22 protein-coding genes are annotated in these 21,467 nt (G+C 70.2%); 10 read left to right on the forward strand and 12 right to left on the reverse strand.

Annotated features, from left to right (window positions below; translation table 11 throughout):
• Positions 1 to 3 precede the first annotated feature (3 nt).
• Positions 4 to 756 (reverse strand): DNA repair protein RecO, encoded by a 753-nt coding sequence (recO, locus tag ABXJ52_RS11995; protein WP_367041713.1) that lies wholly within the window; start codon positions 754 to 756, stop codon positions 4 to 6.
• Between the two features lie 98 nt (positions 757 to 854).
• Between recO and ABXJ52_RS12000 the strand changes: the two genes are divergently transcribed.
• On the forward strand, positions 855 to 1,532 hold the full coding sequence (locus tag ABXJ52_RS12000; RefSeq protein WP_367041716.1) for an AIM24 family protein: 678 nt from the start codon (positions 855 to 857) through the stop codon (positions 1,530 to 1,532).
• Between the two features lie 6 nt (positions 1,533 to 1,538).
• Here ABXJ52_RS12000 and ABXJ52_RS12005 read toward each other — a convergent pair whose 3' ends face one another.
• From ABXJ52_RS12005 to ABXJ52_RS12015, 3 genes are read right to left on the reverse strand one after another with little or no spacing between them, the layout of a single operon-like run.
• Positions 1,539 to 2,168, reverse strand: coding sequence for a DUF1266 domain-containing protein (locus ABXJ52_RS12005; protein WP_367041719.1), 630 nt, complete (start codon positions 2,166 to 2,168; stop codon positions 1,539 to 1,541).
• A gap of 35 nt (positions 2,169 to 2,203) precedes the next feature.
• Complete coding sequence (locus ABXJ52_RS12010) at positions 2,204 to 2,425, reverse strand: hypothetical protein (RefSeq protein ID WP_367041721.1); 222 nt, start codon at positions 2,423 to 2,425, stop codon at positions 2,204 to 2,206.
• 7 nt (positions 2,426 to 2,432) lie between these two features.
• Positions 2,433 to 2,594 carry a hypothetical protein gene (locus tag ABXJ52_RS12015; RefSeq protein WP_367041724.1) on the reverse strand — a complete coding sequence of 54 codons (162 nt, stop codon included), beginning with the start codon at positions 2,592 to 2,594 and terminating at the stop codon, positions 2,433 to 2,435.
• A 118-nt stretch (positions 2,595 to 2,712) separates the two neighbouring features.
• Between ABXJ52_RS12015 and ABXJ52_RS12020 the strand changes: the two genes are divergently transcribed.
• The 3 genes from ABXJ52_RS12020 to ABXJ52_RS12030 are packed head-to-tail and all read left to right on the forward strand — an operon-like array spanning position 2,713 to position 4,028.
• On the forward strand, positions 2,713 to 3,546 hold the full coding sequence (locus ABXJ52_RS12020; RefSeq protein ID WP_367041726.1) for a helix-turn-helix transcriptional regulator: 834 nt from the start codon (positions 2,713 to 2,715) through the stop codon (positions 3,544 to 3,546).
• On the forward strand, positions 3,528 to 3,800 hold the full coding sequence (locus tag ABXJ52_RS12025) for a DUF397 domain-containing protein (protein ID WP_367041729.1): 273 nt from the start codon (positions 3,528 to 3,530) through the stop codon (positions 3,798 to 3,800). Before ABXJ52_RS12020 ends, ABXJ52_RS12025 begins: the two co-directional genes overlap by 19 nt.
• A gap of 3 nt (positions 3,801 to 3,803) precedes the next feature.
• Positions 3,804 to 4,028 (forward strand): hypothetical protein, encoded by a 225-nt coding sequence (locus ABXJ52_RS12030; RefSeq protein ID WP_367041730.1) that lies wholly within the window; start codon positions 3,804 to 3,806, stop codon positions 4,026 to 4,028.
• A gap of 60 nt (positions 4,029 to 4,088) precedes the next feature.
• On the opposite strand, the gene ABXJ52_RS12035 is transcribed toward ABXJ52_RS12030, so the two are convergent.
• Together ABXJ52_RS12035 and ABXJ52_RS12040 are read right to left on the reverse strand one after the other, a co-directional pair.
• Positions 4,089 to 5,567 carry a membrane-associated oxidoreductase gene (locus tag ABXJ52_RS12035; protein WP_367041732.1) on the reverse strand — a complete coding sequence of 493 codons (1,479 nt, stop codon included), beginning with the start codon at positions 5,565 to 5,567 and terminating at the stop codon, positions 4,089 to 4,091.
• A 32-nt stretch (positions 5,568 to 5,599) separates the two neighbouring features.
• Complete coding sequence (locus ABXJ52_RS12040; RefSeq protein ID WP_367041734.1) at positions 5,600 to 6,094, reverse strand: GNAT family N-acetyltransferase; 495 nt, start codon at positions 6,092 to 6,094, stop codon at positions 5,600 to 5,602.
• Positions 6,095 to 6,231: 137 nt separating this feature from the next.
• Between ABXJ52_RS12040 and ABXJ52_RS12045 the strand changes: the two genes are divergently transcribed.
• On the forward strand, positions 6,232 to 6,822 hold the full coding sequence (locus ABXJ52_RS12045; protein ID WP_367041736.1) for a hypothetical protein: 591 nt from the start codon (positions 6,232 to 6,234) through the stop codon (positions 6,820 to 6,822).
• 18 nt (positions 6,823 to 6,840) lie between these two features.
• On the opposite strand, the gene ABXJ52_RS12050 is transcribed toward ABXJ52_RS12045, so the two are convergent.
• Positions 6,841 to 7,437, reverse strand: coding sequence for a hypothetical protein (locus ABXJ52_RS12050; RefSeq protein ID WP_367041738.1), 597 nt, complete (start codon positions 7,435 to 7,437; stop codon positions 6,841 to 6,843).
• Between the two features lie 91 nt (positions 7,438 to 7,528).
• Positions 7,529 to 9,415, reverse strand: a complete 1,887-nt coding sequence (locus ABXJ52_RS12055; protein ID WP_367041740.1) for a beta-galactosidase — start codon at positions 9,413 to 9,415, stop codon at positions 7,529 to 7,531.
• 314 nt (positions 9,416 to 9,729) lie between these two features.
• On the opposite strand from ABXJ52_RS12055, the gene ABXJ52_RS12060 reads away from it, so the two are divergent.
• Genes ABXJ52_RS12060 through ABXJ52_RS12080 form a run of 5 tightly spaced genes read left to right on the forward strand, consistent with a single transcriptional unit; the run spans position 9,730 to position 16,316 of the window.
• On the forward strand, positions 9,730 to 11,388 hold the full coding sequence (locus ABXJ52_RS12060) for an ABC transporter substrate-binding protein (protein ID WP_367041741.1): 1,659 nt from the start codon (positions 9,730 to 9,732) through the stop codon (positions 11,386 to 11,388).
• Positions 11,385 to 12,344, forward strand: coding sequence for an ABC transporter permease (locus ABXJ52_RS12065; RefSeq protein ID WP_367041743.1), 960 nt, complete (start codon positions 11,385 to 11,387; stop codon positions 12,342 to 12,344). The genes ABXJ52_RS12060 and ABXJ52_RS12065 overlap by 4 nt, the downstream gene beginning before the upstream one ends.
• Positions 12,344 to 14,335 carry a dipeptide/oligopeptide/nickel ABC transporter permease/ATP-binding protein gene (locus tag ABXJ52_RS12070; RefSeq protein ID WP_367041745.1) on the forward strand — a complete coding sequence of 664 codons (1,992 nt, stop codon included), beginning with the start codon at positions 12,344 to 12,346 and terminating at the stop codon, positions 14,333 to 14,335. Before ABXJ52_RS12065 ends, ABXJ52_RS12070 begins: the two co-directional genes overlap by 1 nt.
• Positions 14,332 to 15,384: an ABC transporter ATP-binding protein gene (locus ABXJ52_RS12075; protein WP_367041748.1), complete on the forward strand. Its 1,053-nt coding sequence runs from the start codon at positions 14,332 to 14,334 to the stop codon at positions 15,382 to 15,384. The genes ABXJ52_RS12070 and ABXJ52_RS12075 overlap by 4 nt, the downstream gene beginning before the upstream one ends.
• Positions 15,381 to 16,316 carry a dihydrodipicolinate synthase family protein gene (locus ABXJ52_RS12080; protein WP_367041749.1) on the forward strand — a complete coding sequence of 312 codons (936 nt, stop codon included), beginning with the start codon at positions 15,381 to 15,383 and terminating at the stop codon, positions 16,314 to 16,316. Before ABXJ52_RS12075 ends, ABXJ52_RS12080 begins: the two co-directional genes overlap by 4 nt.
• A 154-nt stretch (positions 16,317 to 16,470) precedes the next feature.
• Here ABXJ52_RS12080 and ABXJ52_RS12085 read toward each other — a convergent pair whose 3' ends face one another.
• From ABXJ52_RS12085 to ABXJ52_RS12100, 4 genes are all read right to left on the reverse strand, one after another.
• Positions 16,471 to 17,139, reverse strand: coding sequence for a response regulator transcription factor (locus ABXJ52_RS12085; RefSeq protein WP_367041751.1), 669 nt, complete (start codon positions 17,137 to 17,139; stop codon positions 16,471 to 16,473).
• The gene (locus ABXJ52_RS12090) at positions 17,136 to 18,323 is read right to left on the reverse strand and encodes a histidine kinase (protein WP_367048998.1); all 1,188 of its coding nucleotides are present in this window, start codon (positions 18,321 to 18,323) and stop codon (positions 17,136 to 17,138) included. Before ABXJ52_RS12090 ends, ABXJ52_RS12085 begins: the two co-directional genes overlap by 4 nt.
• A 127-nt stretch (positions 18,324 to 18,450) precedes the next feature.
• Entirely contained in the window at positions 18,451 to 20,538 is a 2,088-nt protein-coding gene (locus tag ABXJ52_RS12095) for an MMPL family transporter (protein WP_367041753.1), read from the reverse strand.
• Positions 20,539 to 20,711: 173 nt separating this feature from the next.
• The gene (locus ABXJ52_RS12100; RefSeq protein WP_367049000.1) at positions 20,712 to 21,407 is read right to left on the reverse strand and encodes a TerB family tellurite resistance protein; all 696 of its coding nucleotides are present in this window, start codon (positions 21,405 to 21,407) and stop codon (positions 20,712 to 20,714) included.
• Between the last annotated feature and the right edge of the window lie 60 nt (positions 21,408 to 21,467).

Consider the following 21,467-nt stretch of genomic DNA (forward strand, 5'->3'; position numbering starts at 1 on the left):
GTGTTACGTGGTCTTCTCTACGTACCGCAACGAGCGCAGCCCGCGCTCCAAGTGCCAGTGCAGATAGGCGGAAACAAGCCCGCTGCCCTCCCTGACATGCCGCGCCTCGCACGCGTCCGCCGTCTCCCAGTCTCCGGTGAGCAGCGCGCCGAGCAGGCCGAGGGCTTCCATCGAGGGTACGACGCTGCCGGGCACCCGGCAGTCGGCGCAGACCGAGCCGCCCGCGGCGACGGAGAAGAAGCGGTTCGGTCCGGGCATTCCGCACTTGGCGCAGGAGCTGAAGCTGGGCGCGTACCCGTTCACGGCGAGGGAGCGCAGCAGGAACGCGTCGAGGATGAGGTGGGGCTCGTGCTCGCCGTTGGCGAGGGTCCGCAGGCCGCCCACGAGCAGCAGATACTGCTGCACGGCGGGCTCGCCCTCATGATCGGTGAAGCGTTCCGCGGTCTCCAGCATGGCCGTGCCGGCGGTGTAGCGCGCGTAGTCGGTGACGATCCCGCCACCGTAAGGAGCGATGGTCTCACTCTGCGTGCACAACGGAAGGCCGCGTCCGATGAGTTCGCTGCCGCGCGCGAAGAACTGCACATCGACGTGCGAGAAGGGTTCGAGCCGCGCCCCGAACTTGGACTTCGTGCGCCGCACGCCGCGCGCGACGGCACGGACCCGGCCGTGACTGCGGGTGAGCAGCGTGATGATGCGGTCCGCCTCACCCAGCTTCTGGGTGCGCAGCACGACGCCGTCATCACGGAACAGACTCATGGACCCATTCTCGCGTACGGGGCCGACAGCCGTGGCCGGGGTCGTACCGATCCGCTCCGCCCTCTGGCCATATCGCTCACGCCTGCAAAAATGCCCGCATGAAGAGTGAGCTGTTCTCCACGGAGCACATGGCCCAGCAGTCCGTCGCCCCCGGGATGACCCTGCAGAACGCCAAGTCCATCAAGTACGCGGTCAACGGCGAGATGCACGCTCGGCAGGGCGCGATGATCGCCTACCGCGGCGACCTCCAGTTCGAGCGCAAGGGCCAGGGCGTGGGCGGCATGCTCAAGCGGGCGATGACCGGTGAGGGTCTGCCGTTGATGGCGGTGCGCGGCCAGGGCGAGGCGTGGTTCGCGCACGAGGCGCAGAACTGCTTCATCGTCGACATCGAGCCGGGCGACGTCCTGACCGTCAACGGCCGCAACGTCCTGTGCTTCGACGCGACGCTCTCGTACGAGATCAAGACGGTGAAGGGCGCGGGCGTCACCGGCGGCGGCCTCTTCAACAGCGTCTTCACCGGGTCCGGGCAGCTGGGCCTGGTCTGTGACGGCAACCCCCTCGTCATCCCGGTGTCGCCGCAGCAACCGGTGTACGTCGACACGGACGCGGTGGTCGGCTGGACGGCGAACCTGGACACCACGCTGCACCGCTCGCAGTCCATCGGCTCCATGATCAGGGGCGGTTCCGGCGAGGCGGTGCAGTTGCTGCTGCGGGGCGAGGGATACGTGATCGTGCGGCCGAGCGAGCTGACTCCGCAGAAGCCGCAGCAGCACTAGCGAGCACTAGCCCCGGCGGGCGGGGCCGGGCCGGTCCGGGTGACTGATCACTTCCCAGGGAGCGAGGTTCCACGGGCTCGCCCGGTTCGCCGGGTCCAGGAGCGCCTTCAGGTGGGCGTCGGACGCGGCCTGGGGAGCGGGGAAGTCCGCGTCCCGCGTCCCCTGGAGACTGTCCCGCCACACCTTCCTGCCGAGCAGATAGTGGTCGGCGTACTCCTGCCAGGAGGAGTACGTCCCCGCCACCGTCGGCACGACGTTCTTCAGCCGGGCCCAGGTGTCGGCCTCGCTCAGCATCCCGCAGGCGAAGCCGCGCCGTGAGATGTCCACGTAGAGCGCGATGTCCCACGCCAGCGGTGCGATACCCAAGCGCCGCTGGGCCATGGCTCGGTAGCCGGTGCTCGCGAGCCCGCTCAGGCGCCCGAGCAGCTGCTCGGGCGCGGTGATCTCCCACTGCTCGGCCAGCCACCTCTGCGCCTTGCCGTCATCGATGCGGGTGAAGGGATACAGGGTCGTCCGGGAAGCGTCCTTGTCCCGGCTGACCGGCGCGCTCAGCGACACCATCCACAGCTGGTGCATGGTCAGCGGCGTCGGGTACTTGGACTCGACCTTGGGCTTGCCCCACTTCCATATGGCCATGCGCCCGCACCTTACGTGACGCGACTTCGCCTACGTCACGGGACTTCGCCCCGGCTCCGTGCGTTGGCATAGGCGGTCGCCGCGCGCAGCCGCTCCGCGGTGGTGGCGCTCCTGAGCGCGTCCGGGTCGCAGTCCCACTCCCGCCCGCCGCCGAAGGGTCGGAGCTGGACGTAGGGCCCTTCGTGGCCCATGACCCGGCCCACCTGTCCGGTACGGGTGTCCACGGCGTAGGCGCCGATCGGCAGGTAGAGGTTCATCCCGCCCTCAATTCATTCCGCGGACAAGGGGCTTCACGGGCCAGGATGTGGGGTCGACCCGCAATCCGGACAGAATAATTCCGGCCCCTGCGGGCGCGGTGCGCAATTCCTTCATCGTCTCCTCCGCTTCTTCGGCGCATTGCGCCGAGTTCGCCTTGCTGTCAGCCATGACGTGGCTCCCCTTTCCCATCGGATTTCACGCTTCGTGCCTCGATGGTGACCGCCCCGGCCTACACTCGTGAGGGGTCTGCGCTCTACAACTGCGGCGCAGCGAAGGGTGGTTGGCCATGGCCAATGGTTCGCGGCAGGCAGCTTGGGAGTTCTTCGGGGCGGAGTTGAGGCGGCGCCGGGAGGACGCGGGGCTCACGCAGTCCTCGCTGGGGCTTCAGGTTTTCGTGTCCGGCGCGTACATCGGCCAATTCGAACAGGCAATTCGCAAACCGCAGTTGGATGTAGCCCAGCGGATCGACGAGATTCTGCAATCCGACGGTATTTTCGAGCGGATGTGCCGCAAGCTGATCAATGACTCACGGTACGCCGAGTACTTTGCGCAGGCCGCAGAACTGGAGGCGCTGGCGACGCGAGTGTGCGACTTCGCGCCAGCGGTCGTACCGGGGCTGCTCCAGACCGCTCCGTACGCCAGAGCACTGACGGTGGCGACGAATCCGTATGCCTCGGATGAGTACGTCGAGGAAAAGGTGCAGGCACGCTTGGAACGGGCCCACATTCTCAAGGACCCGGACAGGCCCAAGCTGTGGGTCATCCTGCATGAGCACGTGCTGTGCATGCAGGTGGGCGAACCGGCCGACATGATCCAGCAGTTCCAGCACGTCACAGCCCTGATGCGCACGCGCCGGGTGCTCGTACAGGTGCTGCCCTTCTCCGCGGGTCCCTCCCCTGCCCTCCACGGGACGCTGCGACTCATGGAGTTCGATGACGCGCCGCCAACGGCCTATACAGAAGCGGTGTTTTCAGGGAACCTGCTGGACGACCCGGCCATGGTGAAGCGCGCCCAGGAGACATACGATCTGCTCAGGGCCGCCGCATTGTCGCCGGAGGCGTCCCTCGCCCTGATCGCATCGGCGGCTGAGGATTACAGACAATGCACGGGTTCGACCTGACCACTGCTCGGTGGCGCAAGAGCACCTACAGCGACGGCAACGGCGGCGAGTGCGTCGAGATCGCCTACGACTTCGTTGGCGCCGCCCGCTGGCGCAAGAGCACCTACAGCAATGGCGACGGCGGCGACTGCGTCGAGGTAGCCGACGGAGTCCCCGGCATCGTCCCGGTACGGGACAGCAAGGACCCCCAAGGCCCCGTCCTGCTGCTCGGCGCCGATCCCTGGTCCGTTTTCGTCACCTACGCGAAGGGCTGAGGCATGCAGCTGCCCAAGGGCGACATCGGCCTCGCCCACGAGCTCGGCTTCGCCATCGTCCGGCGCGGTTACGACCGTGACCAGGTCCACGCCTACGTCGCACGCCTGGCCGGCGCCGAACCACCCACGGAACCGCCCGCCTTCGATCTGGTCCGCCGAGGCTACGACTGCGACCAGGTCGACGCGCACATCGCAGCCACCCGAGCGACGCCTCCCCGGCAGGACTGAAGCGCGCGCACGCCCCGACGGCGGTGGCGAAACCCTCGGCCTTCGTAGCCGGTCTCCCCCCTACTGGCGGCTGATCGACCGCGTGACGCCCGCCGCGATCGTCGTGGCGAGGGTCCAGCCCATGATGACCAGGGCGTACCCGAGCCACTGATACGCGCCCCGCGAGGCGTACGCGTGCTCCTGGCCGAAGTCGATGATCGGGAGCAGCAGGTCCAGGGTGTAGAAGACGGGGTTGAACTCCGCGGCCTCCTTCGGCTTCAGCGCCACCGGCTCCCGCACCGCGTACGTGACGGAGCCGATGAGGAGCAGCGAGAGCAGCCAGACCGCCGCCCGCGTGGGCCGGAAGCCGTAGCCGACGGTGGCGTCCTGGAGGTGGCCCCAGGCCTTGGCGTACCAGGGCAGGGTGGTGCGGTGGCGGCGTTGCTTGGCGAGCTGGACCTTGCGTGCGGCGGCGTCGTCCCCGATCCGGCGGTAGGCGGTGGCCAGTTGCTCGTACGCGTACGGGACGTAGCCGTCGGAGTCGCGTCTCAGGACCTGGAGCCGACGCTCGGCGGGCTCGGGCGGGTCGAGCGTGGTGTAGGTCAGGCCGTCGAGCCGGACCTCGTCCGGCCAGGTCTCCGGGGCGATGCGCAGCAGGTCGAGCTGGGAGCGGCGCAGGGTGAGGGAGCCCTCGATGGGGGCGGCCTCCTTGAACCACAGTTCGCCGACGGCGAGGCTGCTGGCGCGCAGGGCCATGCCGCCGGGGTTGGACAGGCGCGCGTGGGTGAAGTTGAGCTGGCCCGGTATGCGGGCGCCCCGCAGGTTGATCCGCCCCCGCGCAGTGAGCCGCATCGCGTGCAGATCGGTGCCGCTGCTCAGGTTCGACGCTTGGAGCGCGGTGCCCCCCGGGTTACTGAGAACCGCGTCGTCGAACGTGATCGTCCCGGCGACGACCGCTCCCGCGAGGCGGACCATCCCGTGGGCGGTGAAGCCGTGGTCGGCGGTCAGGTCGTCGTCGATGGTGACGCGGTTGAGGGTGAGGATGGGCTGATCGGGGTCGACGATCGCCCCCTCCTCGCCCAGCTGGGCCCGGTCGAGGAACAGGGCCCCGGAGATGCGCGCGCCGCCCAGCCGGACGTTCCCCCGGACGCGGACTCCGGTCATCCGCAGCGAGCCGTCGACCCGCAGTCCGACCCCGTACAGGCCGGGGAAGATGGACCAGCCCAGGTTCAGCTGGCGTAACTGGGCGCCGTAGATGTCCAGTTCCTCGTCGAAGTAGCACGCCCAGAGGTGGATCGCCCCCGTGACCTCCGCGTACTGGAGGTCCAGCTTGCCCGTGATGCGGGCTCCGTTGAGGCGCAGGACGGGGGTCTCGCCCTCTTGGCGGGGCCCGTCGATGAGCAGGGCGCGGAGCACGTCGGCGCGCACGGTCCGCTCGGGGCCCCAGTCGGCGCCGAGATCGGCGGGTTCCCTCGTGTGCTGCCGGAAGTCGACGAGCCGCCCCAGCGGGAACGCGTCCCACACCTGCCGCTCGGCCTCGCTCAGATCCCTGATCTCCACCGGCGCGACTCTTGCGCGGGACGGATCACGTGTCAACCGGCCGCCACCGCACGGCGATAGCGCACCTCCACGCTCCCTTTGCCCTCCACCTCCACCTCGCCGACGACCACGAACCCCGCACGGACGAGCACCGCACGGGAGCCCTCGTTGTCGGCATCGGTGGCCGCCCGCAGGGCCGTGAGGCCGTACTCGGCGCCTGCGACCTCGCAGACCTGCCGTACGGCGGACGTGGCAAGACCCCGTCCCGCCGCCCTCTCCGCGATGCGATACCCGAGCTCGGCCTCCCCGTCCGCGACGTCGACGAGATTGACGCGCCCGACCACGGCGCCCTCTCCATCCACCAGTACGTGGAAGTGGCAGGCTCCCGTGGCCTGTTCGGCGAGCAGGGCGGCGAGTCGCGCATCGAACTCGGTGAAGTAGGCGTCGCCACGGTCGGGCACGGACTTCGCGAAGTAGGCCCGGTTCTCGCGCTCGAAGGCGAGCAGGGCGGGGGCGTGTTCGGCGCGCAGGCGCTGGAGTTCGGGCATGGCGGAAACGTAGCGCCGGTGGCCGGCCGACGCCTCGGCTTTTCGCTCCGGCGGGAGGCGGGCGTGGGCGGCGATGTCAGTGCCGGGCGGTAGCGTCCGTTGCCGTCACCCGAACCGCCCCTCGCCGAGGAGATGCCGTGGTCAACGTCATGGGCACCGCCTACTCACCCATACCGGAGCTGAATCTGCTCAAGGAGTTCCACGACGGCCCCGGGAAGGCAGGCTTCGCCGACGGGTTCGAGATGTACGAGTACGGGCGGCGTGACGCCGGCCTCGTCGAGTGGCTGGACATGACCGACACCCCGGAGCTGCGGGCCCGCCTGGACCGTCTCGTGCCCTTCGCCCAGGCCACCGGCTCCGGTTCGTTCTACGCGCTGTGGCGCTGCGACGACCGTGCCGATCTCGCGACGCTGCCCGTCGTCCTCTTCGGGGACGAGGGCGACCTCGACGTCGTCGCCTCCGGGCTGCGGGATCTGTTCCGGCTCCTTGCCATCGACCACGAGTGGTATCTGCCCGACTGGGAGTGGGACGAGGAGGAGGAGCACAGCGTGGGGCACGGGGAGTATCTCGCCTGGCTGGAGGAGCGGTTCGGCCTCACCGCGCCCGAGGACGCCGACCTCATCATCGACGGCGCACGGGACGCGTACGGCCTGCGCTTCATGGACTGGCTCCTGGAGTTCTGCCCCGAGTACGTGGTCGACGCACTCCGAGAGAACCTTGACGAGTAGTAGCTGGCCGCTACTGAACTACTTCTTGACCGGCGGGCAGTAGCCGGTGTCGGCGCCGATGGAGTTGATCTCGGCGTTCGACCGCGAGTCGCCCACGTAGTTGATCTGGTCCGTGCAGCTGACACCGGGCTTGTTGGGGGTTCCCGAGGGCTTGTGGCCCTTCTCCGGGGTGGGGCAGGTGCCGGTGTCCGCGCCGATGGAGTTGATCTCGGCATTGGACCTCGGGTCGCCCGCGTAGTTGATCTGGTCGGTGCAGCTCTTCCCGGGCTTGGCGGGGGCGGCCGACGGCTTCTCGCCCTTCACCGGGGTGGGACAGGTGCCGGTGTCCGCACCGATGGAGTTGATCTCGGCGTTCGACCTCGGGTCGCCCGCGTAGTCGAGCTGGTCGGTGCAGCGCTTCCCGGAGTCGTCCGGGGCGGCCGACGGCGCCTCGTCGGCGGAGGTCGTGGCGGTCTTGCCGGTCTTGCTGGTCTCGCCTGTCTTGGACGCGGAAGCGGCGGAGGAGGACGACGTGTCGTTGCCGCCGCCCTGGCAGGCGGTGAGCCCGAACGCGGCGACGGTGATCACCATGGCGGCTGCGGCCTTGCGGGCGTGGAGGAGGGTGGCGTGCGACATGTTCTCACCGTTCTGTCGGGTGGTGCGGGGTTCGACAGAACAAGACTGTCCGTCGCCGCTGGTGATCCAGCGCCGTCTGGCTAACGCTCCACTAACGTGTCGGCGAAAGCCCCCGCCGCACCTCCACGCTCAGGTCCCGCCCGTCGAGCACCACATGCACCCGCTCCCCCGCCACCGTCACCCGCGTCCGCGCCTGCACCCCCTCCGGGAGGCCGGGGAGGACCGGGTTCACCCCGCATTCCGTGCGCACCCGGTCGAGGAGTTCCCGCAGCTCCTTAGGGGCGGGGCGCGTGCCCAGGTACCAGGCCACGCCGTCGCCGTACGCGTGGCGGGTGACCGCCGGGGTGCCCTCGGGGGTCGTGGTGACCGCTTCCGCGCCTTCCAGGTGGATCTCCTCCGACCAGGTGCCGTCGGGGCGGGGGTCGAACTCCTCCACGCGCAGGCCGAGCAGCTCGCGGAAGGGGGCCGGGTAGCCGCCGAGGTGGACGCGGTCGTGTTCGTCCACGATTCCCGAGAAGTAGGACATGACCAGGGTGCCGCCCCCGTGGACGTACGCGCGGATCCGTTCCGCGGTTTCCCGCGTCACCGAGTAGAGGTTGGGGATCAGGAGCAGGCGGTACGGGGCGAAGTCTCCGTCCACCGGGACCACGTCGCAGGCCACCGACGCGTCGTACAGCGGCTTGTGGTGGGCCAGGGCCGCGTCCAGGAGCGTCACGTCGGTGCTGGGGTGCGCGTCCAGTTCCAGGGCCCACCAGCTGGGCCAGTCCAGGAGCAGGGCGGCGTCCGCGCGCTCGGGGCGGGAGCCGAGCAGGTCGGGGTGGCGGGCCAGTTCCGCGCCCAGCTCCCGCACCTCACGGAAGATCCGCGTCTCGCGGCCCCCGTGCGGCACCATCGCCGAGTGGAACTTCTCCGCTCCCCCGCGCGACTGCCGCCACTGGAAGAACAGCACCGCGTCCGCTCCGTGCGCCACCGCCTGCCAGCTGTCGAGGCGCATCCGGCCCGGCGGCTTCCTGCCGTTGCGCTCGCGCCAGTTGACCGCGCCCGGGGCCTGTTCGAGGAGCAGCCACGGTTGGCCGCCCTTCAGGCCGCGCATGACGTCGTACGAGAAGGCTGTCCGGTGGAGTGAGTCCGGGTCGTGGGGGTCGGGGTAGGAGTCGTAGGAGATGACGTCCAGGTGTGGGGCCCAGGCGTACAGGTCCAGGGTCTTGGCCACCGGGACGAAGTTCGTGGTGACGGGGATGAGCGGGGTGATGCGGGTCAGGACCTGCTTCTCCGCGAGGTAGCAGGCGAGGAGTTCGTCGGACGAGAAGCGCCAGTAGTCCAGCTGCTGGGCCGGGTTGCGGAACGAGGGCGCCTTGCGCGGGGTGTGGATCTCCTCGAACGTGCCGTAGCGCTGCGACCAGAAGTCCGTCGACCACGCGTCGTTCAGGGCCGCCACGGTGCCGTAACGCTCCCGCAGCCACCCGCGGAACGCCGCCGTCGACACCTCGCAGTGGCAGTGGCGTGAGATGTGGCAGCCGTATTCGTTGCCGATGTGCCACAGGGCGAGGGCGGGGTGCGTGCCGTAGCGCGTGGCGAGGCATTCCGCGAGGCGCACGGCGTGGCGGCGGTGGACCGGGCTCGACGGGCACCAGTGCTGGCGGGAGCCGGGGTGCAGTCGGGTGCCGTCCTCCAGGACGGGCAGGGTCTCGGGGTGCAGGCGCGTCAGCCATGGGGGCGGGGAGGCGGTCATCGTGGCCAGACTGACCGCGACGCCCGCCTCGGCCAGGCGGTCCATGTGCCCGTCCAGCCAGGCGAAGTCGTACGTGCCCGGGGCGGGCTCCGTCCTGGCCCACGAGAAAATCCCGAGCGTCACGAGATTCACGCCTGCCTCGCGCATCAACTCGGCGTCTTCAGCGTGGACTTCGGGACCCCACTGCTCCGGGTTGTAGTCGCCGCCGTAACCGAGCGACGGCAGCCGGGAAAAGAAGCGGGCCATGCCCTGACACTCGGTCACGTCATCCGACCTTTCGCAGCTCACCGTCCTGATGTGTCCGCTCACTTCCCCAACTCCTTCTCACGGTCGGCGACGTACCGCGCGTATCGACGCTCGGCCAGGGATCACCTCGTCGTACCAGGTGATCCAGTTCCCTGCCTTGTCACCCGTCGCCAGGAGCATGGCCGAGCGCCAGGGATCGAAGCCCTCACCCGGACGGGGTGCGTGCCGTCCAGAGCCTTGACCGGCCCCCCGGCCCCTCTTATCGTCGCCACGCCACCATGACGTAGGACGTGGGATCTCTCAAGGGAGACGCAGTGAGCGACCACAAGACCAGCATCGGCTCCGCCGGACACACCGGACCCGCGCCGGACCGTCGGTCCTTCCTCAAGTACACCGGTGCGCTGGGCGCGGCCGCCACCATCACCACCACGCTCTCCGCCTGTTCGTCGGGGCCCGAGTCCACGAACGACGCCGGAGGCGGTGGCGGCAAGGGCGGCGACTCCACCCTCACCGCCGTCATCGGCTATGGGAACGACGGCAGTTGGGACCCGACACAGACCGCGTCCGCCTTCGCGATGGCCGGCAACGAACACATCTACGAGGGCCTCCTCAACACCGACCCCATCACCCGCGAGCCGTACGCCGCGCTCGCCACGGAGGTCCCCACCGACGACAAGGCGACCACCTGGAAGTTCACGCTGCGGCCCGGCGCCAAGTGGCACGACGGGAAGCCCGTGACCGCCGACGACGTGGTGTTCGTCTTCGACCGCATCCTGGACCCGAAGACGCAGACCCTGGCCAAGGGCTTCTTCGAGAGCTGGCTGAAGGAGGTCAAGAAGGTCGACGCGACCTCCGTCGAGCTCATCCTGAAGTTCCCCTTCCCCGACGGCCTCGCCCGCCTCTCCCTGGCCAAGATCATGCCGAAGCACGTCTACTCCAAGCCCGGAGCCTGGGACGACGCGACCAAGGGCAAGGCGATCGGCTCAGGACCGTACAAGCAGGCCTCGCACGCCCCGAAGTCCAACACCACCTTCGAGGCCTTCGACGACTACAACGGCCCCCGCAAGGCGGCCTTCAAGAAGATGAACTGGCTGACCATCGTGGACGCCGCACCCCGCGTCGCGAAGATCTCGGGCGGCAGCGCGGACTCGGAGATCGCGGACAACATCCCGTACGCCAACATCGAGCAGCTCAAGAAGGGCGGGCTCACCGTCGAGGGCGGGGCGGGGATGAACAACCTGTTCCTGATGTTCAACACCGCGCACAAGCCCTTCGACGACGTACGCGTGCGCCAGGCCCTGCACTACGCCATCGACACCGAGAAGATGATCGAGGTCGCGCTCAAGGGGCATGGCAAGGCGTCGACTTCGTTCCTCAACGAGTCCAACCCCGCCTACCGCCCCGCGAAGACGGTCTACGCGTACGACCCCGAGAAGGCGAAGAAGCTCCTGAAGGAGGCCGGGGTGAAGGATCTCTCGGTCAACCTCATGGCGGTGAACGTGAGTTGGATCGTCGACTGCCTGCCGACCATCAAGGCCTCGTGGGACGCGATCGGCGTCAAGACGACCCTGGACCCGCAGGAGACCACGGCCGTCTTCACCAAGATGGATCAGAAGAAGGACTATCAAGTCGTCGCGGCAGCGTCGAACCCCAACCAGTTCGGCATCGACCCCGACCTGATCATGCACTACAACTACGGGCCCGAGAACCTGTGGATGGGATACGCCCGCTGGGCGGGCAACTCCGTGGCGAAGAAGCTCTTCAAGGACATGGACCAGGCGACGCGCGAACCCGACGCGACCAAGAAGAAGGCCATGGTCCAGGACTACATCGACGTCGTCGCCGAGCAGGCGGTCATCTATCCCGTCGTCCACAACGAGCTGATGACCGCCTGGGACCCGAAGAAGCTCACCGGCGTCAAGGCCCAGCCCTACCCGGGGATCAACCTGCTCCAGTCCAAGTGGGCGACGTGACCGCGGTACTCCGAATCCTGGTCCGCCGACTGGTCCTGCTCGTCCCGCTGCTGCTCGGCATCGTCCTGTTCGTCTTCCTCGTCATGCGGTTCTCGGACGTCGATCCGGCATCGGCGTTCTTCCAGGGCGCCAACCCCACCGAGCAGCAACTGCACGACTTCCGCGAGGAGAACGGCCTGCTCGATCCGCTGCCGGTGCGTTATGTCGCGTTCGTCGGCGACCTGATCCAGGGCGACATGGGGATCAGCGTGCTCACCCGCTCACCGGTGGTGGACCAGGTCACCACCGCCCTTCCGCTCACCCTCCAGCTGACCTTCATGGGCCTGGGCATCGCGGTGGTCATCTCGCTGCTTCTCGGTGTGACCGCCGCGATCTACCGCGACCGGCTGCCCGACCAGCTGATCCGCGTCATCTCGCTGACCGGTGTCGCGGCCCCCGGCTTCTGGCTGGCGCTGCTGATGATCCAGTACCTGGCGGTGGAGGCGGGCTGGTTCCCGACCGGCGGGTACGTCAACCCCGGGGACTCACTGAGCGGTTGGCTCAAGACGATGACGCTCCCCGCCTTCGCGCTCTCGCTCCCCGTGGCCGCCGGGCTCACCCGCATCATCCGTACGGCAGTCGTCGAGGAACTCGACAAGGACTACGTACGGACGGCGATCGGCAGCGGCCTGCCGCCGGTCGTGGTGGTCGGCCGCAACGTCCTGCGCAATGCCCTCATCAACCCGCTGACCGTGCTCGGCCTTCGCGTCGGCTATCTGCTCGGCGGCGCCGTCGTCATCGAGACGATCTTCTCGCTGCCCGGCATGGGGAAGCTGATGATCGACGCGGTGAAGAACGGCGATCCGGCCGTCGTGCAGGGGGTCGTCATCACCACGGCCGTCGGGTTCGTGGTCGTGAACCTCGTCCTCGACATCCTCCACCTGCTGGTCAATCCGCGCCTGAGGGGGTCCGCCTGATGATCACGTCGCGCAAGGCTCTGGCCGAGCGGCTCTCGCGGCCCGGCGTCCGGCTGCGCTCCCTGCGCAGGCTGCCGGTCCTCTCCCGGATCGCGGTGGCGGTCGTCGGCGTGGTCGTCCTCGTCGCGCTCTTCGCCCCGCTGATCGCCCCGCACGACCCGCTCGACCAGCAGCCCCAGGTCGACGGCACCGGACACCCGTCGGGCGACCACTGGATGGGCCAGGACAGCCTCGGCAGGGACATCCTCAGCCGACTGATGTACGGGGCGCGCTGGTCCCTCGCGATCGGGCTCGGGGCGACACTGCTCGCCCTGGTCGTCGGCGCGGTGCTCGGGGCGATCGCGGCGACCTCGCGCAAGGCGGTCGACGAGACGCTGATGCGGTGCCTGGACGTCGTCATGGCGTTCCCCGGCATCGCGCTCGCCGCCGTGCTCGTGGCGGTCTTCGGGGGCGGCATCCTCGTCCTGATCTGCGCCATCGCGTTCCTGTTCACCCCGCCGATCGCCCGGGTCGTACGGGCGAACGTGATGGATCAGTACGGCGAGGACTACGTCGTCGCCGAACGCATCGTCGGCGCCCGCACCCCGCACATCCTCATCAAGCACGTGGCCATCAACTGCGCCGCGCCGATCCTGGTGTTCTGCACGGTGCAGGTCGCCGAGGCCGTCGTCTTCGAGGCCTCCCTGTCGTTCATCGGCGCGGGCGTACGGCCCCCGGACCCGTCCTGGGGCAGCGTCATCGCCGACGGCAAGAACATGGTGCTGCTCGGCGGCTGGTGGGCGACGGTCTTCCCCGGCCTCCTGATGCTGATCACGGTCCTTGCCCTGAACATCCTCTCTGAGGGCGTCTCGGACGCGTGGGCGGCGCCCGCGACGCGTGACGTGCCGGGCGCGGCCCGCAAGGAGGACCGCATCGAAGCCCCCGAGCCGGGCAGCGGCAAGGTGCTCGAACTGCCGGGCCTTGCTGATGCGGCACAGCGCCTGCGCTCACGCGCACGGCCACTGCCGGACGGAACCCCGGTGCTCACCGTCTCCGACCTCACGATCGGCTTCGACGCCCGCCACGGGGGCGTGGACATCGTCGACGGCATCAGCTTCCACGTGAGGCCGGGCGAAGTCCTCGGCCTGGTCGGCGAGTCGGGCTGCGGCAAGTCGCTGACCGCGCTGACCGTGATGGGCCTGGAACCGAAGGGCGCCCGCATCGGCGGCCAGGTCACGTTCAACGGCGAGCAGTTGACGGGCATGCCGATGCGCGCCCGCAGACGGCTGCTCGGCCACGACATGGCGATGATCTACCAGGACGCCCTGTCGTCCCTCAACCCGGCGATGACGGTCCGCGCCCAGCTCAAACAGGTCGTCCGCAGAGGTGGGCGCCGCACGGCGGTCGAACTCCTCGAACTGGTCGGCCTGGACCCCGACCGCACCCTGCGCAGCTACCCGCACGAGCTCTCCGGCGGCCAGCGCCAGCGCGTCCTGATCGCGATGGCGCTCTCCCGCGACCCGAAGCTGATCGTCGCCGACGAGCCGACGACCGCCCTGGACGTCACGGTGCAGGCCCAGGTCATCCAGCTCCTGCTGCGCCTGCGCGAGGAACTGGGCTTCGCGCTGATCCTCGTCTCGCACGACCTGGCGCTCGTCGCGGACGTCACCGACCGGGTGGTGGTGATGTACGGGGGCCAGATCGTCGAGACGGGCGTGACGGCGGACCTCGTCGAGGCGCCGTCGCACCACTACACGCGGGGCCTGCTCGGCTCGGTGCTCTCGCTCGAATCGGCGGCCGAACGCCTGACGCAGATCAAGGGCGTCGTCCCCTCGCCCGCCGACTTCCCCGCGGGCTGCCGGTTCGCGGACCGCTGCCCCCTCGCGAGCGAGGTGTGCCGCACGACGGCGCCCGAACTCGTCGGCGGGGCACGGCACTCCACCGCCTGCCACCATCCGGCGCAGCAGCCGCCCCCGGTGCCGCACCCCAGGGGAAGCGAGGCCCTCAAGTGACCGCTCTCATCTCGCTGTCCGACGCGCACGTCGTGCACAGGGCCCGCTCGGGCGGTCTGTTCTCGCGTGACCGCGTGTACGCCCTGACCGGCGCCGACCTGACCATCGCGCCCGGCGAGACGGTGGGCGTCGTGGGCGAGTCGGGATGCGGCAAGTCGACGCTCGCCAAGGTGCTCGTGGGGGTGCAGCGGCCCACGGCCGGTTCGGTGTCCTTCCGTGGCAGCGACCTGTGGACGATGAAGCCCGCCGAGCGCCGGGCCACGATCGGCCGGAACACCGGCATGATCTTCCAGGACCCGTCGACGGCCTTGAACCGCAGGCTGACCGTACGGCAGATCCTGCGGGACCCGCTGGACGTCCACAGGGTGGGTCCATCATCCCAACGCGAGGCACGCGTACGGGAGTTGATGGCACTGGTCGGCCTGCCCAAGGCCCTGGCGGACGGACTGCCCGGACAGCTCTCGGGCGGGCAGCGCCAACGGGTGGCGATCGCCCGCGCCCTCGCCCTCGAACCGGAACTGGTGGTGGCGGACGAGCCGACGAGCGCGCTGGACGTCTCCGTGCGCGCCCAGATCCTCAACCTCCTCCTGGACCTGAAGGAGCGGCTCGGCCTGGCCCTGGTCTTCGTGTCGCACGACATCCAGACGGTACGGAGGATGAGCGACCGGGTCATCACGATGTATCTGGGCAGAATCGTGGAGGAGTCACCGGCGGAGGAGATCCTTGACAGAGCACGCCACCCCTACACGCGGGCGCTCTTCTCCGCGACCCCCGGCCTGCTCGACCCCATCGACCCGATCCCGCTCGTCGGCCCGGTGCCGTCCGCGACGCGGCCGCCGAGCGGCTGCCCGTTCCGTACGAGGTGCTGGAAGGCGGACGAGACCTGCGCCGCCACCATGCCGGACTTCGCCTCGTCGGAGAGGTCGGGACAACCGGACCAATCGGGACACCGCTACCGCTGCCACCATCCCGTGCGGGACGGCCAGTCCACACACGAGCTAGTGATCCAGTCCGCCGCCACGGACGCGAGCCCCAGGGAGAGCCCATGACCATGCCCACCCCGCTGACCGGTGTCGTTCCGCCCGTCTGCACCCCCCTGACACCGGACCGCGAGGTGGACACGCCCTCGCTCATCAGGCTGGTCGACCACTTGGTGTCGGGCGGGGTGGACGGCCTGTTCGTCCTCGGCTCGTCGTCGGAGGCGGCGTACCTGACGGACGCGCAGCGGAAGACCGTGGTCGATACGGTGGTGGGCCACGTGGGCGGCCAACTCCCGGTCCTGGCAGGGGCGATCGACATGACGACGCCACGGGTCCTGGACCACGTCCGCGCGGTGACGGCGGCCGGGGCGGACGGCGTGGTGGTGACGGCGCCCTTCTACACGCGCACGCATCCGGCGGAGATGGCCCGCCACTTCCGCCTGGTGGCGGCGGGGTCGCCGGTGCCGGTGTTCGCGTACGACCTCCCTGTCTCGGTCCACTCCAAACTGCCCGCGGAGCTGGTCCTTGAGCTGGCGGCGGAGGGGGTGCTCGCCGGGCTCAAGGACTCCAGCGGGGACGAGGGGAACTTCCGGGAGGTGGTGCTCGGCGCGCGGGGGCGCGGGGACGCGCCGGCCTTCAGCGTCCTGACGGGTTCGGAGACGACGGTGGACGCGGCGCTGGCCATGGGCGCGGACGGGGTGGTGCCGGGCCTGGGGAACGTGGACCCCGAGGGGTATGTGCGGCTGTACCGCTACTGCCGGGAGGGGGACCTGGTGCGGGCGCGGGCCGAGCAGGAGCGGTTGTGTGGTCTGTTCGGGATGGTGCGGGTCGGTGACGCGGGCCGCATGGGCGGGAACTCGTCCGCCCTGGGGGCGTTCAAGGCGGCGCTGGCCCTCCGGGGCGTAATCGCGTGCCCCGCTACTGCGGAGCCCCAGGTTCCGTTGTCTTCCGGGGAGGTCGAGCGGGTGGGGAAGTTCTTGGCGGGGGCGGGGTTGTTGTAGGCGCGGGGGCCTTGTCCTCAAACGCCGGACGGGCTGGATTTCCAGCCCGTCCGGCGTTTGAGGACGAACTCGGCGAAACCGGTGGTTGACGGCGAGCAAGGCCCCCGCGCCAGCGGGTTTTCGGGAAGGGGTGGGGTTGGGGAAAAGAAACGCCCTAACCCACCCCCGGCCGCACCAACCCCGACTCATAAGCCACAATCACCAGCTGCGCCCGATCCCTCGCCCCCAGCTTCCCCATGATCCGGCTGACATGGGTCTTCGCGGTCAGGGGGCTCAGCCCCAACAACTCAGCGATCTCAGCATTGTTGAGCCCCCGCGCGACCAGCGCGAGAACCTGCCGCTCCCGCTCCGAGAGCCCCTCGGGACCTCCCGGCCCCGCAGCCGGAGGCTCCGGCGCCCGCAGCACCCGAGCGATCAACCGAGAAGTCGGGCCCGGCGAAAGCAGGGACTCCCCCGCCGCCACCGTACGGATCGCCTCCAACAACTCCCCCGGCTTCGTGTCCTTCACCAAGAACCCCGAAGCCCCCGCCCGAAGCGCATCAACGACATGCTCATCCGTGTCATAAGTCGTCAGCATCAACACCTTCACCCCAGCCAGATCCTCGTCCTCGGCGAGCAGCCGCGTCGCCTCGATCCCGTCCAGGTCCGGCATCCGGATGTCCATCACGATGAGATCCGCCCGCTCCGAGCGGGCGAGATCGACCGCCGCCCGCCCCGTCCCCGCCTGCCCCACCACCTCCATGTCCGGCGCGGACTCGACCAGCATCGCGAACGCGGCCCGCACCAGCGTCTGGTCGTCGGCGAGCAGTACACGGATCGTCATCGAAGCCCTCCCACAGGCACCAGGGGCAGTACCGCCGCCACCAGGAAACCGCCATCGGGCCGAGGCCCCGCCTCCAACGTCCCGCCCACACTCCGGGCCCGCTCCCGCATCCCCACCAGGCCGAACCCGGGGGTGTGCGAGGGGTCCTGCACGGCGGCCGGTCCGTCGTCCACCACGGTCACCCGCAACGCGGGCCCCTCGCTCCGGATGCCCACCCGGATGGTGAGCCCGGGGCCACCGCCGCCGTGCCGCACCGCGTTGGTCAGCGCCTCCTGGACGATGCGGTAGGCCGCGGCGCCCACGGCGGGCGGCGCCTCGACCTCCCGTACCGCCAGATCGACCTCCGCGCCGGACGTCCGCGCCGCCTCCGCCAGGTCGGCGAGGCCGTCGAGGCCCGGCAGCGGGCCCCGCGTCTCCTCCACGGTGCCTTCCCTCAACACCTCAAGAGTGGCGCGGAGTTCGCCCCGGGCCGACCGGCAGGTGTCGGCGATGTCGTCGAGGGCCTTGGCCACCGCCGCCCGGTCGAGACGCTCCGGATCGGCGGTCAGGACATGCGCGGCGACGGACGTCTGGACGCCGACCAGGGTGATGCTGTGCGCCAGCAGGTCGTGCAGGTCACGGGCGACCCGCAGCCTCTCCTCGGCGACCCGCCGCCGCGCCTCCTCCTCGCGCGTACGCTCCGCCCGCTCGGCACGCTCCAGCACGGAGGTGACGTACTGGCGGTGGATGCGCACGTACACGCCGAGCAGCAGTACGGCGACCACCCAGCCGGAGATCCTCAGCACCTCGGCCACCTGGTGCGGGGCCACGCTCGCGTTGACGGTCATCGTGACGCCGACGACGAGGATGCCGGTGATCAGGGCGCGGCGCGGGCGCCCGGAAACAGCGACGGTGTAGAGCGCGACCATGCCCACCGGGACGGCGGCCATGTGCGTGTAGTCGACGGCGTGGTACGGCGCGATGAGGGCGACCACCCCGACAAGCACCGGCAGGGGGCTGCTGCGCCGCCACACCAGCGGCACGTGCGCACCCAGGAGCAGGCTCCACCCGAGGAGGTCGGGCCGCAGGCCGTCCTCGACGAACACCGCGAGCACGGCGGACAGCACCGCGAGCGCCCCCGCGAACACCGCGTCGTCCCGCACGGCGCGCGGCGTGCCGGGCACGGCCCCCGTGAAGGGCAGCACACCACGGGGCGCCGACGCCCCATCTCGAACCTGCGGTATGTCCCCCACGGCGACATCCTCCCGTACGAGAGCGCCCCTCCGGGAGTGGAGGGGCACCCTGAGTCGGTCAACGGTCAAGGGCCAACGGTCAGGGAGCGGTGACCCGTTGACGCTCGGATTCCGTCGCCGGGGCCGCGTCGGGCGCCGGCCGCGAAAGGCTTCCCGGCCACCACACCTTCCGTCCGAGGGCCACGCTCGCGCTCGTCACGAGGTAGGTCCGCACCAGGAACGTGTCCAGGAGCACGCCCACCGCGATGACGAAGCCGAGCTCCACCAGCTGCACGAGCGGCATGTTGGTGAGCACCGCGAACGTCGCCGCGAGGACCAGGCCCGCCGACGCGATGACGCCGCCCGTCGTCCGCAGCGCGGTCAGCGCGGCGGCTCCCGGCTCGGCCCCCGCGAGGGACTCCTCCCGCATGCGGTGCATGAGGAAGATGCCGTAGTCGACGCCCAGTGCGACGAGGAAGACGAAGGAGAGCAGGCCGAGTCCGGGGTCCGTGCCCTCGAAGCCGAAGAGCGGCTCGAAGACCAGGCCCGCGATGCCGAGGGAGGCCCCCCACACCGCGACCACCGCGACGAGGAGCAGCAGCGGCGCGACGAGGGACCGCAGCAGCGCCACCAGGATCAGCAGCACCGCCGCCAGGACGAGCGGCACGATGATCAGACGGTCACGGTCGTTCGTCTCCTTCAGGTCGAGCTGCTGTGCGCTGGAGCCGCCCACGTACGAGCCGTCGAGGTCCGCCCGCAGCGCTTCGATCGTGGCCGTCTCCCCCGCGGACTCGGGCGCGGACGTCGCGATCACGGAGATCTCCGTCCAGCCCTTCGCCGTGCGTCCCTTCTCGGCGTTGTCCACGCCCTGCGTGGCCTTGATGTCGGCGAGGGCTTCCGTGGCGCCGTCGGCGGGAGTCATGACGGTGATGGGCCGGGTGCCGCGTTCGGGGTAGGCCTTGGCGAGGGTCTCCATCGCGGTGACGGAGTCGGGCGTCTTGGTGAAGGAGTCCTCCTGCTTCAGCGCGCCCGGCAGGTTCAGCGCCCCGAGGGCGAGGGCTCCGAGCAGCACGGCGCCGCCCGCGAGGACGGTGAGGGGCCTGCGGCCGGCCGAGGTGCCCATCATGGAGAAGATGCTGCGCCGCTGCTTGGGCTCGCTGCCGAAGGCGGGCACGAGCGGCCAGAACACGCGCCGCCCGAGGAGGACAAGGACCGCGGGGAGCAGTGTCAGCATCGCGGCGAGCGCGCACAGCACCCCGACCGTGCCCAGCGGGCCCATGCCGCGGCTGCTGTTGAGGTCGGCTGCGAGAAGGCACAAAAGGCCGGCGGCGACCGTGCCCGAGGAGGCGAGCACGGCGGGGCCGCAGCCCTTCAGCGCGGCGGCCATCGCGTCGTAGGGCCGCTCGATCCTGCGCAGTTCCTCGCGGTAGCGGGAGACGATGAGCAGCGCGTAGTCGGTACCCGCGCCGAACACGAGGATCGTCATCACCCCGCTGCTCTGGCCGGAGACGGACGTACCGAAGCCTTCGTGGAGGCCGTAGGCGACGCCCATCGCGAGGTAGTCCGCGACGCCCGCGACGGCGAGCGGCACGAGCCACAGGAACGGGCTGCGGTAGATGAGGATCAGGAGCAGCGCGACCACCGCGGCCGTGGTGTAGAGCAGCGGCCCGCCGAGGGAGTCGTAGACCTTGCCCGCGTCGGTGGTGAGCGCCCCCGACCCGCCCACGTCGACGCTCAACCCGCCTTCCCCGTCAGCGACTTCGCGTACGTCGTCGACGAGGGCGTCCCTTGCCTTCTCGTCCTGGCCCGGCTCGGTGCTCGCCACGGGGTACATCAGCGTGGTGCCGTCCTTGGACGGTACGGCGCGCGGGGTGGACGTCAGCTTGTGGGCGCGGCCGATCTCGGCGACCTGGGCGGCCGCCGTCTCGCGGTCCGCGGCGCTCAGCCCGCCGTCGCGGTGGTAGACGAGGACGAGCTCGGTGGCCTCGCCGCCGGGCAACTGGTCCTGAATCTTGGCCACTTCGGTGGAGTCGGCGCTCGCGGGGAGGTAGTCCACGACGCGGTCCTGCTGGGCGTCGGAGAGCTTCGAGGCGAAGGGCCCGGCGAGCGCGATGACGGCTATCCACAGCCCGAGGAACACCCAGGGCACGGCTCGTCGCCGTCGTGCGGTGGTCTGTTCGGCCCGCATGACGGGCCTCCTTCCGGCAGGTTGGCAGGTTCCGTGCCAACCCTTCCGGAGGGTGCGTCGCGATCCGTCGGGCGCGAGGGCGAGTTGGGGCGTACGGCGCAGGGAGGCATCAGCGTCGTACTACTCCCTGGGGAGTAGCGCCCCTACCCCCTTAGGCCCCCACACCCCTCAGGTCAGAAGTGCGTCGTCCGCGCCGCCACCATCAGCCGCGTGACCTCATCCGCGCCGATGGTCAGGGCGCCGCCCGCCGTGGTGAGCACCTCGCGTTCGGCGGGGGTGTACGGGCCGTCGGCGAGCGCGATCCGCGCGCCCTGGAGCAGCAGCGCCTCACGGCCGGCGGGAGCGAGGTGCGGGGCCAGCGGGCCGAGCGCCTCGTGGAGCTCTATGGCCAGACCGGGCCCGCAGTCCGGGACGGTGGCGCGGCCGGTGTCCGCGGCGAGCGCGTCGACCAGCGCGACGAGCTGGTCCTCGCGGCAGTCGTCGAACCCGGCGAGGCGCAGCGCGCCGACGGCCGCGTCGAGCGTGGAGCGCGACGAGGTGCCGCCCGCGGCGAGGATCGCGAGGACGACGGTGTGCACGGCGTCGCGGACCATGGCCGAGAGCCGTGTGGTCGTGGGATGGCCGAGAACGTCCGTACCGAAGTGGTCACCGCAGGCGGCGCACTCGACGATGGGTCCCGCGGCGCCGCGCGGCAGGACGGGCACGCCGAGCAGGACGAAGCGGCGACGGCCGGTGCGGCGCTGGTAGTTGCGGTCACCGCCGCAGCCGGGGCAGAAGAACTCACCGTCCCCGACGGTGGTCCAGGCCGTATGCACGCCGACCACGCGCCTGCGCAGGACACGCCCACGCGAAACGGGCGTGGCGACGATACGGGATTCCCGGCCGTCTCGTCCCCGATCTGGCAGCACCGCGCACCTCCGTAACGCCCC

Origin of the sequence: Streptomyces sp. Je 1-332 (assembly GCF_040730185.1) — a bacterium.
Classification (GTDB): Bacteria; Actinomycetota; Actinomycetes; order Streptomycetales; family Streptomycetaceae; genus Streptomyces.

Excerpts from the sequence above, each read along its gene's own strand:
- ABXJ52_RS12000 (WP_367041716.1), top strand. The coding sequence starts at position 855 with ATGAAGAGTGAGCTGTTCTCCACGGAGCACATGGCCCAGCAGTCCGTC.
- ABXJ52_RS12005 (WP_367041719.1), bottom strand. The coding sequence starts at position 2,168 with ATGGCCATATGGAAGTGGGGCAAGCCCAAGGTCGAGTCCAAGTACCCG.
- ABXJ52_RS12030 (WP_367041730.1), top strand. The coding sequence starts at position 3,804 with ATGCAGCTGCCCAAGGGCGACATCGGCCTCGCCCACGAGCTCGGCTTC.
- ABXJ52_RS12055 (WP_367041740.1), bottom strand. The coding sequence starts at position 9,415 with ATGGCCCGCTTCTTTTCCCGGCTGCCGTCGCTCGGTTACGGCGGCGAC.
- ABXJ52_RS12015 (WP_367041724.1), bottom strand. The coding sequence starts at position 2,594 with ATGGCTGACAGCAAGGCGAACTCGGCGCAATGCGCCGAAGAAGCGGAG.
- ABXJ52_RS12025 (WP_367041729.1), top strand. The coding sequence starts at position 3,528 with ATGCACGGGTTCGACCTGACCACTGCTCGGTGGCGCAAGAGCACCTAC.
- ABXJ52_RS12050 (WP_367041738.1), bottom strand. The coding sequence starts at position 7,437 with ATGTCGCACGCCACCCTCCTCCACGCCCGCAAGGCCGCAGCCGCCATG.
- ABXJ52_RS12085 (WP_367041751.1), bottom strand. The coding sequence starts at position 17,139 with ATGACGATCCGTGTACTGCTCGCCGACGACCAGACGCTGGTGCGGGCC.
- ABXJ52_RS12020 (WP_367041726.1), top strand. The coding sequence starts at position 2,713 with ATGGCCAATGGTTCGCGGCAGGCAGCTTGGGAGTTCTTCGGGGCGGAG.
- ABXJ52_RS12010 (WP_367041721.1), bottom strand. The coding sequence starts at position 2,425 with ATGAACCTCTACCTGCCGATCGGCGCCTACGCCGTGGACACCCGTACC.
- ABXJ52_RS12070 (WP_367041745.1), top strand. The coding sequence starts at position 12,344 with ATGATCACGTCGCGCAAGGCTCTGGCCGAGCGGCTCTCGCGGCCCGGC.
- ABXJ52_RS12040 (WP_367041734.1), bottom strand. The coding sequence starts at position 6,094 with ATGCCCGAACTCCAGCGCCTGCGCGCCGAACACGCCCCCGCCCTGCTC.
- recO (WP_367041713.1), bottom strand. The coding sequence starts at position 756 with ATGAGTCTGTTCCGTGATGACGGCGTCGTGCTGCGCACCCAGAAGCTG.
- ABXJ52_RS12095 (WP_367041753.1), bottom strand. The coding sequence starts at position 20,538 with ATGCGGGCCGAACAGACCACCGCACGACGGCGACGAGCCGTGCCCTGG.
- ABXJ52_RS12080 (WP_367041749.1), top strand. The coding sequence starts at position 15,381 with ATGACCATGCCCACCCCGCTGACCGGTGTCGTTCCGCCCGTCTGCACC.